A 17601-nucleotide genomic window follows, 5' to 3' on the forward strand; every position below is an offset into this window, starting at 1 on the left:
TTACAAGATTTCGGCTATTTGATAATTCCGTTTTTATATAGAAAAAGCCCATCAAAATCAGTCCGTAGACCTCTCTTGATGAGCTAATTACTATCCTATTTATTAAATCTATATTTTCTTATTGATCAGCTACTTTTTTCGCTACTGCACGCATAAAACCTGGAGCTTTATCTGATCTTTCATTGGGTGTGTTTGAGAAAACAAACGCACAGAAATCTCTATCAGCATCTACATAAATACCTTGGTGCATATTACCGTGTTTGAACATCGCTCCATCAGCCCAAACTTGATCCCACTGTGCAGAATTTCTTTCTCCAATATCACCAGTCCATTCTAAGCTATATCCTTCCTCTTCACTTCCTTGGTAAGCTTTTGGATCGCCTAAAGTTCTGATTCTTTCTAAGATCTCAGGCGTAACTACTCTTTTATCAGATACCACATTCCAACTAGGTGTATACATCATTGCATATTTCAATGCATCTTCAATTGTAGTGTTGACTAATCCACCTCCTACGGCATGGTAATCGGAAGCTAGTCCCACCATAAATTGATTATGAACACCTACTTGAGACCAAATTTTTTCATTGAATACATCTTTGTAAGCTCGACCTGTCGCACTTTCTATCGCTAATACTAAAGCTTGCGTAATAGCTGTTGAATAACGAAAACGATCACCTGGCTCTTCACCTTCAATTGGCTTTACTCTACGCATCACCTCAATCCAGCCGTCACCTGTTCCTTCAATATCGAATAGAGAAGCAAAATACTGTTCAATCCAGCTATTAGGGTCAGAGAACGCCGCTGTTGTTTCTTCCAAGTCCAAACCAGAAGCCATGTTCAAAGCATTTTTTACAGATACTTTATCCCAAGCTGTTCCGGCTAATTCTTTTGCGTAATAAGTAATTGGTTTTTCAAGATCCAATTTCCCTTCACTTTCCAACAAGATCGCCAATGTACCTACCGTTGTTTTTGAAGCGGACATCCATACATGATAATCTGTTGGTTTCATACCTGGGTATGCTTCAAAAATAACTTTACCTTTATGAGCCATGATGATCCCTTGTACTCTATTGTAATCATCATTTAAGTATTCGTTTAAAGTAGGAGTTTCAGATCCGTCTTCTAAAGTGAATTTTGTATTTCCTAAATCAGCATCAATATTACGTTCCAAATGACGTTCTTCATGCGTAGGCATTGCAATATCTACATTGATAAACTCAGGGATATTCATATTGATATACACCGATTGGTCACCTGCCGCCTGCCAATTGGGAGTACTAAAGTTTCTATGCGTTTCTCTGATAAAATCTAACGGGAAACCGTCTTTTACTTTAGAGATTGGAGTCGTAACTTCTGTAATTTTACTAATATATTTTTCCGATTTTGGAACTGTTACTTTATGTTCTTCTTGAGCATTTGAAGTAGTACAATTTGTATTGAACATCATGCTGATTGGCAATAAGATGGATGAAAATTTAATGATTTGTTTTTTAGCTGTTGAGAAACGTTTTGTTTGATTTTTCATTTTCTTTTAGATTGATTTTTTATTTAAAATATATTTTTCGTTTTGTTGATGATACAAATATCAGGGTATTGAAATTGAATGATTTACAAGATTTGAGATTGTAGTTACAAGAAATCGGAAATCGTTTTCAATACTCGTTTTTAGCATCAATTATTTCTTTAAGGAATTCTAAATCTTGTCATAAACTGAAGACGATTCGCCTGACCGTATCTTCCATCTTTTACGACGTGAACACCGTGCATATATTCAACACCAAATGACACATTGGTATAAGGCATCCAAACTAGGTTGGCGTGGAATGTACCTCCTTGTTGAGTGGTTTCGTCTAGTTGGTAATCCACTGTATTCAATGAAGCATAATAAGCAGCAACGGTTGTATTTAAGCTCTTCGTCCAGTAATGATTATAACCGATGTAGGCTTGATGAGCATTTAATAATTCCAATTGATTGTCAGAAATCACACCATCACTTGGGGAAAACTCTAAGAATAAAATTCTATGTCCAGCACCCTTACCTGTAGAGGCCCCAAACATCAATGAATTACGATGTTTTTTGTCCAATACAAATCGTCCTGTTAGGTTAATACCGTAACCATACGCTTTTTGCGTTGGGCCATATTGACCACCTTGCCAATGATGTTGAAATACATCTGCACCGATCTGCATGTGAGAAAACTTATTCATTTCCCATCTCACATTACCCGCAAACGTAGGCATAGTAGTGCGTGCAACTCCTTCTAATTCGTAAGGGTTATCGATACCACTTTTTGGTCCTTCCAAACCTACTGTATAACTTAAGTTCTTTGTGATTTTATCGGTCCAACGGATTTGAATTACACGATCGCCATACGTTCCATCACCTCCTGCAAAGTCAATAATACCTGGAATTGCACTTAAATCGGCATTAATAGACCATGTTTGACCCGCAAGGATATTACCAAATACACCATAGGCATGACGTAAACGTGGTTGACGATATAATGAAGGATCGTCTTCAAAGAAATCCATTTCAATAAAAATTTGTAATGGCATTTCCTTACCAGATCTTAATCCTTTAACTACCGTTCTAAAGTCAACGTTGAAACGTGTTTCTTTAGCATGGAATGTTGATTGACCTTTCAAGTAAGATTCAGGTGAACCTTTAATTGGAATTGTAGCACTTTCAAATTCGTAAGCAGAACCGATATAATTGAAATCTTGGATGTAATCCATCTTCACATAACCACCAAACTTGATTCTCGACTTCGAACCAAAAATGGGAATGGAATTAGGAAAAGCATCATCGATTAATTCTTGTCCTACTAATTGTCTAGCGTTCATCTGTTGAGGGTTAATTGCCCCTTTGACACCCACTAGATCTTCTTTATTTTCTTGGGCGAATAATGGTACTGAAAGGAAAAAACCTAAAATTGATAAAACATAAGGGTGTAAAAGCCTATGCTTACTCTTTAGACGTGTAGTAAACTTTTTCATTTTAAGAATTTGTATTTAGATTGAAATCATCATTGTGATATCATCATATAGTTAGAGACGTTGATAGACAATCCCTTAATGATGACTTTACAAAGATGTAGGAATAGATTTCAAATGCTTTACAAATTCTCGGCAACCACTTACATCAAAAAGTAAACTTTGTATTACTGTAAAGTTCCTCTGATAGAAGAAGGAGCGTACCCGAAATGTTTCTTAAAGGTTCTACTTAAATGCCCTACATGACTATAGCCCAAATCATCAGCAATTTCTGTTAAGCTTTTGTCAGAATACTTCACCTGACGGTATGTTTCCTCTGTTCTATGTTGGTTGAAGTATTGTAGAATTGGTAATTGATAGACTGCTTTAAAGTTTCTATTTAACTTTGATATACTCATTCCAAGCTCGAAACTTAAATCGTTAAGATTAGGTGGTTCAGTAAAATCAGCTAAAATTTTATCCTTTAACAAGACCATGCTACTAAAGTCTTCGGGATGTATTTTGATGTTGGATTTCGTCATCAATCCTTTTTCCATATTCTCTTTTAAGGCACCTAAAATATCCAATGCCCTGGAGAAGTAGGAAAACTTTCTTTTGGTTTTATTCTGACTAGATTTCACCATTTCATTTACATAACCCTCGATTTCAGGAGATAAAGTAAAGTAATGAAACCAATCATCTTTCTCATTAATTAGCTGTTTGAATTTAGAATCGCCATCCTCTTCGAAAAAATCGAATACCCCCAATGGAAAACGAATCGTAATCCACTGACAGCTTATTTGAAAAGGATATTCTATATTAAATAATTGGTTGGCATTATATAAAAATATTCCATCGTGATTAAACCTTCTAAACTTATCTTTTTTTGAATAAGCTCCTGAATAACCAATTCTTAGAACCACAAAATTTCTATCCACATTGGGAACGTTGGAAAATATAATTTGAGTATTACTGTTCATCTTTAAATGACCTACATACATTCCATCCATATATTCGTAGGAAGTGATTTGTAATTTCAAATCGTTGTTGTCAATGAACATATCGACACCATCCCAGGTTCCATTAAAATCTTCCGCAATTCTTTGATAACTCTCATGAGGCATGTCCTCATTGGATTGGATTTGGTATTTCTTCACAATTAAATAGTAGGTTAATGAAATATTTTTTTAGGTGTCCCATTGGTTCGGGAGTACCATCAATTCATAAGAAAGTAAATGAAAGCACGAATCTAATATAAATAATTTTTGATGTAAACTGTTGATTTAATGTTGACGATTTTATGCAAATCATTAATCAAATTGTGTAAATCAATTCAGAATTAAACCTTGAACTTTGTAAAGCAAAAGATAGATAGTATCACGTAATTATCATTTCATATCAAATTAGAATAAAATGTAATAGGTTAGTTTCTACTACTCTCTCAAGCTAATTTTGGGTAATTATAAAGCCTCCTGCTAACGTGGGGGGCTTTTGTTTAATACAAAAAAAAGAGTGAACCACTTCTGATTCACTCTTCCCATCAACTTTTCCAGTAAACGAATTACCCTGCCACAGCAGCTTTCTCATTTACTGTAGTTGATTTTTTCTCTTTCGTTTGTTTCAACTTAATCACTCCTACCTTATCCAATACAATAATGATTAGATATGTTGGATCGATTTCGTGCCAACGAATACCTCCAAAATTGGCTCTTGAACCTCTTGCGTGATGGTTATTGTGATAAGACTCACCCATCATCAAGAAATCAAAAGGTAAGAAATTCGTTGATGTATCACTTACTTCAAAGTTTCTATATCCGTAGATATGTGCAAACCAATTGATGATTGCCCCGTGAACCGGTGCCATCAAAAAGTGAATAGGAAGTAATAAGAAGAACCAAGGACTCATACCTAATTCCATGTAAGCATAAACGTAAACAGCTACGTAAACTAATCCCCAACCAATTCTTGAGAACCAATTACTTGCAAATTTATCGAACGAATGCCACTCAGGAACATTCTTAGTGAATTTAGCATCAACTTCTACTCTACCTTTACAGATATCTGTATAAATGTTTTTTGTAGACCACATCATCGAGAATAACGATGGTGAATATTTAGGTGAATGTGGATCGTCTTCCGTATCGGCAAAAGCATGGTGCATTCTGTGCATAATTCCATAACCGTACGCACTTAAATAATTTGATCCTTGAAAGATGTAGGTTAATACAAAAAATACTCTCTCCCATCCTTTCGACATGGTAAACATTTGATGTGCTGCATATCTATGCAAGAAAAATGTTTGGAAGAATAAAGAAGAGTACCAATGAATTATAAAAAAGGCAATAATTAAATACATATGTTCCGTAGTAAATAAAAATTCAATAGCTTAATTGAAACTGTCATCTTTAAAACCATCTAACACACGTATTTGTGACAAAAATTAAAATTATTTTTACAAATATTTAATAAAACATTGATTTAGAGAAATAAAAAAGTGATGATTCCTAATGTTAAGGAACCATCACTTTTCGTAATTATTTTAGAGACAAATGCTATTGCATCATCTTTTTATAACAATCTTGGAAAGTAGATTGTGCTAACTTGAAGTTCTCAGCATATACTGTTTTTAATGCTTTCAAATCTTCTAAAGATTTTCCTTCGTAGTCTGCCTCTCCATTTTCAACTGACTTAATTCGAGCATCGATATCTCTTGATTTGCCTTGGAAAATTTGGAAAAGCTGCTGTAAAGTAATCAAAGATCTTCTAGCAACAGTATCTGTACCCATACCTGTAGCAACATAGTAATTTACATTTTCAGCATCACGTCTTACCAATAGGTTAAAGATCTCGTTAGCTTTATCTACATCACCTAAACTATAGTATAAGTCCATATATTTAGGAGCATAGAAACTAAATGGAATTGTTTTATCTGGAACCATCTCAAGGATCCAATCCAATGTTTCTTTAGATTTAGCCAATTTCCCTGGATCGTTTTCTAGAAGACCATCATAGTATAATGTTTCTGCAAGACGGTACACGTTATTTCTAGTGTTTGCACCAAACTTACGGTATTCATCATCATAATATACACTTTCATCTTGAAGACCTCTGAAAGCAAACTTCTTGATGTTCTCCAACATCACTTCAGTATTTACTTCTCCTACCTCACCAGGATTTTCTTCTGTAACTACAGGTAGTAAACGGTACGTCATACCTTCTAAATACAAGTATCTTCTCAAGTCCATGTTGATGGTATTTGCAGAAGTGTTATTGAAATAGATAGGACGTTTCCAATCGTTGGTAGCGATCAAATCAAGTAAGGCCAATTCGTTTTTGAAGATATGTCCTTTTGATGACTTCAAGTCCCAAACCATTTTTGAAGAAACAAATTTTTCTTTCCCTTTAGGAATGATTCCTTTATTGACTACATCGGCACTATCAACATCTAAAATAAATCTTCTTGATAATAATTTAGAAGTTGTTAATCCACCTTGTAATCCTACTTGAACAGCTGGCAAGTTCTTATTTACATACTCTAAGTAAGCTTTAAGATTCACACCATTCTTCGCTCTTTCGTCTTCTACCAATGGAATGTAATCGTTTTTACCTTCCACATAGTTCTCTTTAGTAATAGATAATGGTAATGGAGCTGATTCATACTGTTGTTGTTTCATCTGATCCAAGTACCAACCCGTACTGAAGTAACTTAATACTGCCACACGAACATCGGTTCTAAATCCTTCTACGTTTTGAACGTACCATAATGGGAAGGTATCATTATCACCACCCGTAAATAGAATCGCATTCGGTGCACAAGAAGCTAATGTATTTCTTGCTTGATCAACTGAATGCCAACGGTTCGATCTATCGTGACCATCCCATCCATTTACAGCCATTACTGACGGAATCAAGAACGATACAGCAATACCAGCAATTGCTCCTTTGGAGTTTAATTTCTCTGCCAAGAATTGAGCAATAGCAAATGCACCGAAACCAATCCACATGGCAAAGGCATAGAAGGAGGCTGCATAAATATAGTCACGTTCCCTAGGTTCAACAGGAGGAGAGTTCAGGTAGCCTACTAAAGCGATACCCATAGTAATAAATAATATTGCAACTACATAGAAGTTCTTTTCGTCCTTCTTATAATGATACAATGCACCTAAAATACCTAAGATTAAAGGCAAGAAATAGAAATTGGCTCTCGCTTTATTTTCTTGTAATAACTCAGGTAGGTCTTGCATATCATCCCATGGAGCAAGGTAGTTAGCATCTTTTTCATCGCTTTCTCTACCGGCAAAGTTCCACAAGAAATACCTCACGTACATATGCCATATCTGATATCTAAATAGATAGACCATATTATGCTTAAACGTAGGTTTTTCCCCAGATCTTATACCTGCCCATTGTCTATATAAATCAGCATGATGACCTTGTCTAGAATATAATCTAGGAAGCAACATCATGTCTTTTTTAGCAAATTCAGCTTTTGTCTTCTTATCGTAAGCTTCGTAATAATCGTTTCCGTTTCTCTTTGCCTGTCTGTATTTATCACCTACAACCTCAGTTCCTACATGTTCAGCATCGAAAGTTGGTCCGTATAATAATGGACGATCACCATACTGTTCACGTTTTAGGTAAGATACATATCCTAACAAATCGTCTGGAGCGTTTTCATTAATTGGAGTCAATTGGTTTGAACGAATAATAACCAAAGTATAACTCATGTAACCTACTAAAATGAAAGTCGTTCCAAGAATCAAATTGTTTAGGGTAACCATGTTGTTCTTTTGCGTCACATAAATACCGAAAACAAGAGCTCCTACCAATAAGAATGAGAATACTAAACCGCCAGTACCAAATGAGGCACCAAACATGTTTACAAAAATTCTATCCACTAAAAAGGCAAAAGAAGGTAAGCCTGGAATAACAATAATGATAATACCCAAGATAATTGCACCACCAGCAGCCATTGCTGCTATAGTACCTTTAAAGGTGATATTATTAGGATACTTTTTATAGTAGTAGATCATTGCTACTGCTGGTAAACAAAGAAGGTTTTCTAAGTGGACCCCAATAGATAATCCGATGATATACGCAATCATAATCAACCAACGGTTGGAAGCCGCAGGATTTTCGATATGTTCCCATTTTAAGATGGCCCAAAATACCAAAGCCGTAAACATAGACGACATGGCATATACTTCGGCTTCTACAGCTGAGAACCAGAATGAATCTGAGAATGTGTAAGCTAACGCACCAATAGCCGCTGACCCTAAAAGAAGAATCTTATTGGTTAAAGAATAACCGTTTTCTGATGGTTTAACAATTTTCATCCCTAACATCACAATACTCCAGAAAAGGAATAAGATGGTTAGTGCACTCATAAATGCCGATTGGAAGTTGATCCACCAAGCTACTTTAAGTACATCTCCAAATGCTAAGAAGGAGAACATTCTATTTATTAAAAGAAAGAAAGGAGCTCCCGGAGGGTGAGGTACCATTAACTTATAAGATACCGCTATAAATTCACCACAATCCCAAAAGGATGCAGTTTCTTCCATTGTGATGGTGTAGACAGCTAAAGATATTAAAAATACCGTCCAACCTGCTAAATTGTTTAATCGCTTAAATTCGTTCATTCTATTTCTGTTTGCAACTAGCGAAAATAGGTGAAATTATGGTCTTCATTCAAACCCTAATCTTGATCTTGTTCGTTTTCGCTCAAATTGTAGGTCTAGTTATTTATTTTTTAACATACTTTATTAATAGACGTCAATAGATTTTAAGAAACCAATCACGTTCAAGTCTTCTAAATGATGTGCATGCAAGCCTGCTTTCTTTGCTCCCTCCACATGTTGAATGGAATCATCTATAAATAAAGTAGTTGATTTGTCTAATTTATTTTCTTCAATAACTGTTTTGAAAATACTTGGATGAGGTTTTCTATCGGACATTTCGTAAGAATAATAACCTCTTTCAAATAGTTTTTTGAAATCACCAAAATCCTCTCCTAATGTGTCCTTCACAATTTTATTGAAAGCGTGAATGTGAATCTCGTTGGTATTTGATAATAAGAAGATTCTGTATTTCTTACCCACTTCCTTCAACATTTCAATTCTTTCCACAGGTAAATCCAATAACATGGCATTCCAAGCCTCATCAATTTGTTCGTCGGTAATTGGAGCATCTACAAGACCCCTAATTCCTTTTCTAAAATCGGCAGAAGAAATATTTCCTTTCTCATAATCATCGAACAAAGAAGTCTGCTCTTTTTTAGTATAAAAAGGGGCAACAGGTTTTTGTAAGATTTCTGCGAATTTTTCTAATGTATTTTCGTATCTTAAGTTCAGGATTACGCCTCCTAAATCAAAAATGATCGCTTCGTATGACATTTTTAGATATTTAATTGGTTTGTTCCTACTCTATGAGCTGAACTTTTCCATTTTAATTCTTATTGACCGCCAAAGATACTATTGTTTTCAAATTAAAAATGAAATACTACCTATCCTTTCTATCACTTTTAAGTTTTCTTATTGTTTTTCCGATTTACGGACAAGAAACTGAGGAAGAAGTCATCATGGAAAGCTTTCCAAACGACCATGATTTCTACAAGTTTTACATCTACGATAGTACCGAGTATTCTCAAAGTACTCCCTATCATGCTCTGCATACACATATGGACTTCCTTGATGAAGAAAACTACCGTCCTGCCGTTGCTGCAAGAGTATTCCCTACAAAAATGGGTTCATTGGAAGAACGTATTAATATGGCCTATGAACTAAAATTGATTTATGCTGCCAAAGGAATTTATCTTTCTGCTAAAGAGTTACCCTTGGAAAAAGACTATGTCGAAAAAAACACGAACAAAAAGCGTTTTATCATCGATAGTCGTATTCCTGAGATCTACTTGATAAAAGTGGGCGAAAGGTGGAGATACTCCAGTTATTCTTGTTTAAAAATTCGGGATTTATTCGAAAAGTCCTACCCACCTTACTCTAGAAAGTTTATTAAGTATGTGAGTAAATTAAATAAAGGGCAGGAAATCTACTTTGGACTAAAAGTTTGGCAATGGACGGCCTTTCTAGCTTTGGGAGTGATTATGTACCTCACTTACTTTATTTCTCAATGGGTGGTAGCTATCATCATCAAACTCTTGTTTTCGAAGCAAGCAAGCCCTAGTGTGATTCATTTGATCATCAAAAAATTTAGTAAACCAAGTACACTCGCCTTTTTAGCCTTTATAGTTTATCTCTGTCTACCAATGCTTTTATTGGACAGTCAGGTCATGAGAGTCATTTCACTAATCATCAGATTCTTCTTTGGTATTTGTTCAGCTGTTTTTGTCTTTAGATTGGCCGATATTATAGTTATTCAGTTGATGCACTCAAAGCAGCGTCTATCATTAGATCAACATTTAGAACCTGTTTTAAGATCGTCCCTCCGATTAATTGCCTTAATGATCGGTATTCTACTATTAATGAAAGTGATGGGCTATAACATTACAAACCTAATTACAGGAATCTCATTTGGTGGTTTGATTTTGGCTTTTGCAGCACAAGATACCGTTAAAAATTTTATTGGGTCGATTATGCTATTTACTGATCAGCCTTTTAAAGTAGGTGATAATGTTGTGGTGAAAGGACAAGCCGGAATTGTAGAAGAAATTGGATTCAGAACCACTAAAATTAGAACATTTGATAATTCATTGGTCAGTTTACCAAATAACTTAGCAGCTGATAATGATATCAATAATTTGGGTAAAAGGGAGTTTAGAAGATTCAAAACAATGCTCACTTTAGAATATGGAACACCACCTGAAAACATCAAAAGGTTTATTGAAGGTATCAAAGAATGTATAGAAAACCATGAACTCACACGTAAAGAAGGGTATCAAGTAAGGCTCTTTCAGTTTTCTAGCAGTTCAATCGATGTGTATCTTAATGTTTTCTTCATTACAGACGATTACAATATAGAGTTACAATCTAGAGAAGAAATGATGTTTTCGATTATGGAAATCGCTCAGCGTGCTGAAGTGAATTTTGCCTTTCCTACACAAACTATTCACCTCAATAAATCGGGAGAAGAATAAATGTATGTTATTAATCAAAAAGTTTGAAAGCCGAAGTGATTCTTTATTTTTACATTTACATCATAAACTAAAGAACATTTAATTCTTCGGAATACACTTATGAACAGATTCTTCACTTACATATATATATTTTTAGTTGCTTCTGTTAGTGTTTATGCACAATCAGATTCTACTATACAAGAACAAAGCTACCCAGATGATCACAGTTTTTATAATTTTAAAAATTTAGACAGTGTAGAATATTCATTGAATACTCCATATCACGCTTTTCATACGCATCTGAATAACTTGGAAGAATCTAGTTTTCATCCTAAAGTTTCTGCACAAGTATTTCCTTCGAATGTAGGCTCTTTAGAAGAGAGAAAAGAGTTGGCTATAGAACTTAAATTGATCTATTTAGCGAATAATATTTATGTAAATAATATCGACCTACCATTAACTAAGAAATACATAGATTCGAAAACAAAATCAAGACGTTTTCAGATAAGTGATAAGATCCCAAATATTTATCTTGAATATCAAAACGGACAATGGAGATATTCTACATATTCTTGTCAGTCCATCCATCAGCTATTTAAAGATACCTATCCCTCTTTTGCTAGAGAGTTAGTACTTTACACAAGTAATTTACAGCGTACACAGGGCAAGTTTCTTAACTTAAAAGTATGGCAATGGATCTCCATTTTTAGCTTATTGGTATTAACCTATCTCTATTACTTTTTTAGTGTTTGGTTTACTGAGAAAGTACTCTCAAGACTATTATTAAAAGCAAAACAAGAACAACTTGCCAAGATTATCGTCCCTAAATTAAGACGACCAATTGCTTGGCTCAGTATCTTAGCCTTTGGATTAGTTGCCATCCCATTTTTACTTCTTCCAAGCGGTTTTTCTTATGTAGCCACAATCCTAGTTAAACTAGGTTTGGGAATTAACTTTGCTGTTTTATTCTTTGAGTTTGCTGATATTTTGGTTTTGAGAATTGGCATCTTCTCTAAGAAATCGAAAAAGGTAGATGAAAACCTCATCCCTATACTAAAAGTAATCTTCAGAATTGTAGCCATCTCATTAGGTATTTTGATGGTCCTCCAGATTTTAGGATACGACATTACACACTTAGTTACAGGTATTTCCTTTGGTGGTGTGGCCATAGCATTCGCTGCCCAAGACACTATCAAAAACTTTATTGGTTCTGTAATGATCTTTGCGGACCGTCCTTTTGAGGTGGGCGATTGGGTTATTGTTAGAGGTCAAGAAGGTATAGTGGAAGAAATTGGATTCAGAACATCAAGAATAAGAACTTTTGCTAATTCTATTTTAAATATCCCTAACGGTTCTTTAGCTGATAGTGATATCGATAACTTAGGAAAAAGGCAATACAGAAGGTTTAAAACTAATTTGGCTATTCCTTATGGCACACCGCCAGATAAGATTGAAATGTTTATCAAAGCGATAAAAAAAGCAGTAGAAGAGCATCCTCAAACAAGAAAAGACTTCTATGAAGTAAGATTGAACAACTTTTCTAGCTCATCATTGGATATTCTTTTGTATATTTTCTTTATTACCAAAGATTGGAGCGAGGAATTACAAGCTCGAGAGTATCTGATGCTGAAAATTTTACGTATTGCACAACAGATGGGTATTGATTTTGCATTTCCAACTCAAACAATACATCTTGCTCAAAATGACAATATGCTCATTGATGATTAACAACAATGGATAAAGAACACTCCACCCATATAACCGCAGAACAAAATTACTTTGAAATTTTCGAAAAGGCCTATGAGTCAGGTGACCTTCCCAATTTTGGGCTCAATGCAAAAGGTGAAATAATCTTTTGGAATGGTGCTATGCACACCCTATCTGATTATTACCCTGAGGAAACCATAGGAAAACACTATTCTGATTTTTTCGATATTTTTCATTATGAAAAAACATTCTCATTAAATGGTCTCACTCAATCGCTTGATGCCAGAGTGAGAACTAGAAACGGTGAAGAACTTGCTTTGAAGATTGGCGGAGTGAAAGTGGAACATCATGATGATGAACGCGTCTATATTTCTGTCCAAAACGTTTCTAAGGAGATCTATCATGTTCATGATCTAGTCAAAAGCAATACCTTAATGAAAGAGCTTTTTAGTTCTTCTGATGAAATGGTGGTTGTTTTTAACCGACAAGGTCTTATTCAATTTGCCAGCGAAAAGTTTCGACAACTTCTCAACTTAAATGACAAGGATCTAAAAAGCACTGTTTTTATTGATCTTATCCCAAAAGAATATCAAGAAAAACTTCTGATTAGTTTAAAGTTGGCAGAGGAATCAACATCTGATAAAAAGATTGAACTTGCTTTAGAAACAGAAGGCAAAACGAAAATCACACAATGTCAGATCAACTTTAAAAAAGAAGCCAATAACTGCTACCGACTTCACCTTACGGATATTACAGAGAAAAAACGTAAGGATAGAGAGAAAGAAGTGATTATCACTTTTGCCAAATTATTACAACAAAACTTTAGCATTAGTGATCTTCTCGAGAAAGTCTATTTAGCCATGAAATTGGTGGTGGATATTGAAAGCTTTATTGTCGTTAGAAAGAAAGTTTTTAACGCCGGAATGTATATCGCTTTTAATAATCACACCCGCTCAAACAATAAAAAACAAGTCCCTGCCTCCGATTTTGCTTTACATATGGTCGATGTATTAAATAGACCCATGTTTATGTATCGTGAAGTGATCGAAAAATTGGCAGATCAATACAACATCAAACTAGATAAAGTTCCTGAAATTTGGATGGGACTGCCTTTAGTCACTAATAATCAAAAAATGGGGATGATTGTGATACAATCTTTCTCTAATAGAAAAGCATTCAGTAAACCCGACTTAAATTTATTCGATTTAGCCACAGGTTTATTAGCCGCTGCCATAATCAGAGATCAGTCCCAATTAAAAGTAAGGGCACAACGTGCGCAATTGGAAGCGATCTTCGAAAGTGGTAACCAAGCAATATGGACCTTCAACAAAAAGGGTGAAATCACAAGACACAATCAGCGCTTTGCGGAAATAATCAAGAAGTATTCGAATATCGAATTGCTGCAAGGCATGAATCTCAAAGATGTTATCCCTGAAGAAATGGCACCCCCTGAATTTTGGAAGGATCGTTTAAGAAGCGTTTTCGAAGGGAAATCAGAATCATTTGAATTTAAGTTTAACACTTTCGCCAAGGAGGAACAATGGCACTCTATTTCACTCAACCCAGTAAGAATGTACTCTGGAGATGGTGAAATTATTCAGGAAATTGCCGGTGTAACAAAAAATATTACCAACAGAAAGAAAATGGAACTTCACTTGGCCGATAGTGAAGAGCTCTTCCGTAATATTTTTGAAACCCTTCAAGACGTATATTTTAGAACCGATTTAGAAGGTAAATTCAGCTTGATCTCTCCATCAGTGAAAGATATGTTGGGAGAAGATCAAATGCATGTTGTCGATAAACATGTCACCGATTATTACATCAGTGAATCTCAGTTATCGAGATTGATGAAGGAATTAGCTGTAAAAAAATCGGTAAAAAACTACGAAAGTACGGTTAGAAATAAAAAGGGAGAAGTGAGGTATATCCTATCGAACTTCCGTTTGATATACAATAAAGATAAAGAGCCAGCAGGAGTTGAAGGTCTGGCTCGTGACATTACCCCAATCAAACAATCAGAACATGAACTGAGAGAGGCGAAAGATTTAGCCGAACGTTCATTGGAGGTGAAACGTCAGTTCTTATCCAATATGTCCCACGAGATCAGAACACCTATGAATGGTGTTATTGGTATGGTGGATTTATTGGGAACAACAACATTAACTAAAGAACAAGAAAAATACGTCTCCACAATCAAAAGGTCATCAGAAATTTTATTAAATATTCTGAATGATATTCTTGATTTATCAAAAATTGAAGCAGGCAAAATGGAGCTTCGGCCATTGCCTATCGATCCGAGAACGACCATTTCAAAATTGATCGCTCTCTTTCATCAAAATGCAAAAAACAAAAATACCGTATTAAGTTCGAATGTAAGTGATTCCGTACCTAAAGTTATTTTAGCAGATGAGACCCGCTTACTTCAAATCTTATCCAATTTAACTTCTAATGCCATCAAGTTTACAGATGGTGGAACTGTACGTATTGATGTAAATGGTATTCAGAAGTTTAATGGCGTTTACACGTTAATGTTTGATGTTATCGATACGGGATGTGGCATCTCTCCTGAAGGTCAAAAACACTTGTTCAAGCAGTTTAGTCAAGTTGAGGAAGACGCCTACAAAAGAACAAAAGGTGGAACAGGACTTGGGCTTTCCATATCACAAGAATTATGTAATATGATGAGTGGTGATATAGGTGTTGAATCTGAGGTTGGAAAAGGTAGTACTTTCTGGTTTACTATAGAGGTAAAAGAGGTCAATCACCTTACGCCAACGAACAATGCGGAGGATGTTCAAGAAATATTTTCTCCTAAAATTTCTGTCCAACAGCCTAAGGTACTTGTCGTAGATGATAACAGTGTCAATCTAATGGTTGCAGAAAGTATCCTGAAAAAAGCAGGATGTAACACAACTACAGCCAATAGTGGAAATAGAACTTTGGAGTTATTATCAGACGGTCATCAGTTTGATATGATCTTTATGGATATTCAGATGCCAAATATGAACGGCATGGAAACTACCCAGAAAATCCATAAACAATTTCCAGAAGTGAAGACACCAATAATTGCAATGACTGCCTTTACCCTTCAAGAAGAACAAGAGGAGTTCATGAAAGCAGGTATGGATGGTTTCTTGGCAAAGCCTATTAAGGCACACGATTTACTTAAAAAAGTAGAACAGGTTATTGTTCAAAAAATAGATGAACAATTCCCAATGGACAATGAAGTAAATGAAAATATTGAAGATATAGTTCCCGAAATAATAGAAGAGGAAACAGAGGAAGAAAAAGTGCCAAGAACAGATGTTGATATGGATGAAAATAATCATGTGATTATTGACTATTCTATCACTGCTGAGTTAGCAAAATATGGAGGTGTAGAGTTAATTGAATTATCTTTTGCCGATTTTATCAACGAAGGAGATCAATTGATTCATGATTTAGTTGAAGCAAAAAACAGTATGAATATTGTTGAAATTAAATCGATTATGCATACTTTCAAAGGTACAGCTGCCACCATAGGCATCATGAAGCTAGCGGATAAGGCAAAACATTCTGAACAAAAATTAAAAACGGATGACACCACTAATCTTATGGAAGACATAGACGATGTTTTCACTCTTTACGAAGAGTTTAAGATTACTTGGAATAAAAATGTAGGATTTTAAATATTTCTTGAATTAATACAATGTACATACATGTCGGGTTAAAGAAACTTTTTTTTGTAACTTTAATTCGTAATTCACGTTGTGCATTATAACAAAATCAATCGATAACTATGAAAACAATTACTAAACTCGGAAGCTTAATCACATTATTTTTTGCAATATTTCTTTTGTCTTCAGTAGAGTCTAAAGCTCAAGACATCGAAAAAAGAAAGCAATATTTGATTAGCAAAGATTGGACTATTACCGAGGTAAAACGTGAAAAACTAACCAAACAAGAAGTTTACGCTTTGGACGAAGGAAATACATTACATTTTTCAATCGACAAAAAATTTGGTTTTAAAAACAACAAAAACGAATACCTTGCAGGAAAATGGGTAATGGCAGGAAAGAAATCATTACTTTTAACTCATGGTAAAGGAGACGGATCATCAGATACTGCTTCTTCTCGTTTTAAAATCGTGAAAATCTCAGAAACACGAATTATCCTAAAGAAATTAGACAAGCCTAAGGGCAAGTTCGTTTTACAATAATTTGATACCTAAAGAATAAAAACTACAATGAAGTTTACTAGAACAATCGCGTTAGCAATCGCATTTATTTCCTTATTAGTTGTTGGATCATGTTCAAGATCTGTTACTCGTATGGATCCTAACCAAGCTGTAGATATCAGTGGACGTTGGAACGATACAGATTCTAGACAAGTTTCTAAAGATATGATTTCAGATGTGATGAGCCGCCCTTGGTTGCCAAACTTTGAAAACTCAAAAAATAGAAAGCCTGTTGTAATTGTTGGTGGTGTGATCAATAAATCTCACGAACATATTGAAGCAGAGACTTTCATTAAAGATATCGAGCGTGAATTCGTTAACTCTGGTAAAGTAAGAGTTGTAGAAAACGATCAGTTTAGAGCTCAATTGCGTGCCGAACAACAATCTCAGCAAGTGAATGCTTCTGAGGAAACTAAAAAGAAAATCGCTCAAGAATTAGGTGCTGATTTTATTATGTTTGGTACAATCAATTCTACTGTTGACCAGTTGAAAAAAGAAAAATTAGTAAACTACAAAATCAACTTGGAGTTGGCTGATTTAGAATCAACTGAAAAAGTATGGATTGGTGACAAAGAGATCAAAAAATACATCAAAAACTAGTAGACGTATGGACAATGCCTAGAGGGCATACATA

At 34.9% G+C, this 17601-nt stretch carries 11 protein-coding genes; 5 read left to right on the plus strand and 6 right to left on the minus strand.

The features are described 5' to 3' along the window. Positions 1-118 precede the first annotated feature (118 nt). From MY04_RS13375 to MY04_RS13400, 6 genes are all read right to left on the minus strand, one after another. Positions 119-1525 (minus strand): serine hydrolase domain-containing protein, encoded by a 1407-nt coding sequence (locus tag MY04_RS13375; RefSeq protein WP_066210291.1) that lies wholly within the window; start codon positions 1523-1525, stop codon positions 119-121. A 158-nt stretch (positions 1526-1683) separates the two neighbouring features. Further along, positions 1684-2997: a DcaP family trimeric outer membrane transporter gene (locus tag MY04_RS13380; protein WP_066210292.1), complete on the minus strand. Its 1314-nt coding sequence runs from the start codon at positions 2995-2997 to the stop codon at positions 1684-1686. 164 nt (positions 2998-3161) lie between these two features. Beyond that, entirely contained in the window at positions 3162-4130 is a 969-nt protein-coding gene (locus MY04_RS13385; RefSeq protein WP_158297698.1) for a helix-turn-helix domain-containing protein, read from the minus strand. 404 nt (positions 4131-4534) lie between these two features. Further along, positions 4535-5329: an acyl-CoA desaturase gene (locus MY04_RS13390; protein WP_066210296.1), complete on the minus strand. Its 795-nt coding sequence runs from the start codon at positions 5327-5329 to the stop codon at positions 4535-4537. Positions 5330-5525: 196 nt separating this feature from the next. Further along, positions 5526-8615 (minus strand): glycosyltransferase family 117 protein, encoded by a 3090-nt coding sequence (locus MY04_RS13395; protein ID WP_066210297.1) that lies wholly within the window; start codon positions 8613-8615, stop codon positions 5526-5528. A gap of 123 nt (positions 8616-8738) precedes the next feature. After that, positions 8739-9368 carry an HAD family hydrolase gene (locus tag MY04_RS13400; RefSeq protein WP_066210299.1) on the minus strand — a complete coding sequence of 210 codons (630 nt, stop codon included), beginning with the start codon at positions 9366-9368 and terminating at the stop codon, positions 8739-8741. Positions 9369-9466: 98 nt separating this feature from the next. On the opposite strand from MY04_RS13400, the gene MY04_RS13405 reads away from it, so the two are divergent. The 5 genes from MY04_RS13405 (at position 9467) to MY04_RS13425 (ending at position 17567) form a co-directional block, all read left to right on the plus strand. Next, positions 9467-11065 (plus strand): mechanosensitive ion channel family protein, encoded by a 1599-nt coding sequence (locus tag MY04_RS13405; protein WP_066210301.1) that lies wholly within the window; start codon positions 9467-9469, stop codon positions 11063-11065. Between the two features lie 99 nt (positions 11066-11164). Then, entirely contained in the window at positions 11165-12772 is a 1608-nt protein-coding gene (locus MY04_RS13410; protein ID WP_066210303.1) for a mechanosensitive ion channel family protein, read from the plus strand. A 5-nt stretch (positions 12773-12777) separates the two neighbouring features. Next, a complete protein-coding gene (locus tag MY04_RS13415) occupies positions 12778-16419 on the plus strand; it encodes a PAS domain S-box protein (protein ID WP_066210305.1) in 3642 nt (1213 codons plus the stop codon). Between the two features lie 110 nt (positions 16420-16529). Beyond that, positions 16530-16949, plus strand: coding sequence for a hypothetical protein (locus tag MY04_RS13420; RefSeq protein WP_066210307.1), 420 nt, complete (start codon positions 16530-16532; stop codon positions 16947-16949). A gap of 27 nt (positions 16950-16976) precedes the next feature. Next, the gene (locus MY04_RS13425) at positions 16977-17567 is read left to right on the plus strand and encodes a penicillin-binding protein activator LpoB (RefSeq protein ID WP_066210309.1); all 591 of its coding nucleotides are present in this window, start codon (positions 16977-16979) and stop codon (positions 17565-17567) included. Positions 17568-17601 lie beyond the last annotated feature (34 nt).

Origin of the sequence: Flammeovirga sp. MY04, from assembly GCF_001682195.2 — a bacterium.
Classification (GTDB): Bacteria; Bacteroidota; Bacteroidia; order Cytophagales; family Flammeovirgaceae; genus Flammeovirga; species Flammeovirga yaeyamensis.

Excerpts from the sequence above, each read along its gene's own strand:
- MY04_RS13375 (WP_066210291.1), bottom strand. The coding sequence starts at position 1,525 with ATGAAAAATCAAACAAAACGTTTCTCAACAGCTAAAAAACAAATCATT.
- MY04_RS13380 (WP_066210292.1), bottom strand. The coding sequence starts at position 2,997 with ATGAAAAAGTTTACTACACGTCTAAAGAGTAAGCATAGGCTTTTACAC.
- MY04_RS13390 (WP_066210296.1), bottom strand. The coding sequence starts at position 5,329 with ATGTATTTAATTATTGCCTTTTTTATAATTCATTGGTACTCTTCTTTA.
- MY04_RS13395 (WP_066210297.1), bottom strand. The coding sequence starts at position 8,615 with ATGAACGAATTTAAGCGATTAAACAATTTAGCAGGTTGGACGGTATTT.
- MY04_RS13400 (WP_066210299.1), bottom strand. The coding sequence starts at position 9,368 with ATGTCATACGAAGCGATCATTTTTGATTTAGGAGGCGTAATCCTGAAC.
- MY04_RS13405 (WP_066210301.1), top strand. The coding sequence starts at position 9,467 with ATGAAATACTACCTATCCTTTCTATCACTTTTAAGTTTTCTTATTGTT.
- MY04_RS13410 (WP_066210303.1), top strand. The coding sequence starts at position 11,165 with ATGAACAGATTCTTCACTTACATATATATATTTTTAGTTGCTTCTGTT.
- MY04_RS13415 (WP_066210305.1), top strand. The coding sequence starts at position 12,778 with ATGGATAAAGAACACTCCACCCATATAACCGCAGAACAAAATTACTTT.
- MY04_RS13420 (WP_066210307.1), top strand. The coding sequence starts at position 16,530 with ATGAAAACAATTACTAAACTCGGAAGCTTAATCACATTATTTTTTGCA.
- MY04_RS13425 (WP_066210309.1), top strand. The coding sequence starts at position 16,977 with ATGAAGTTTACTAGAACAATCGCGTTAGCAATCGCATTTATTTCCTTA.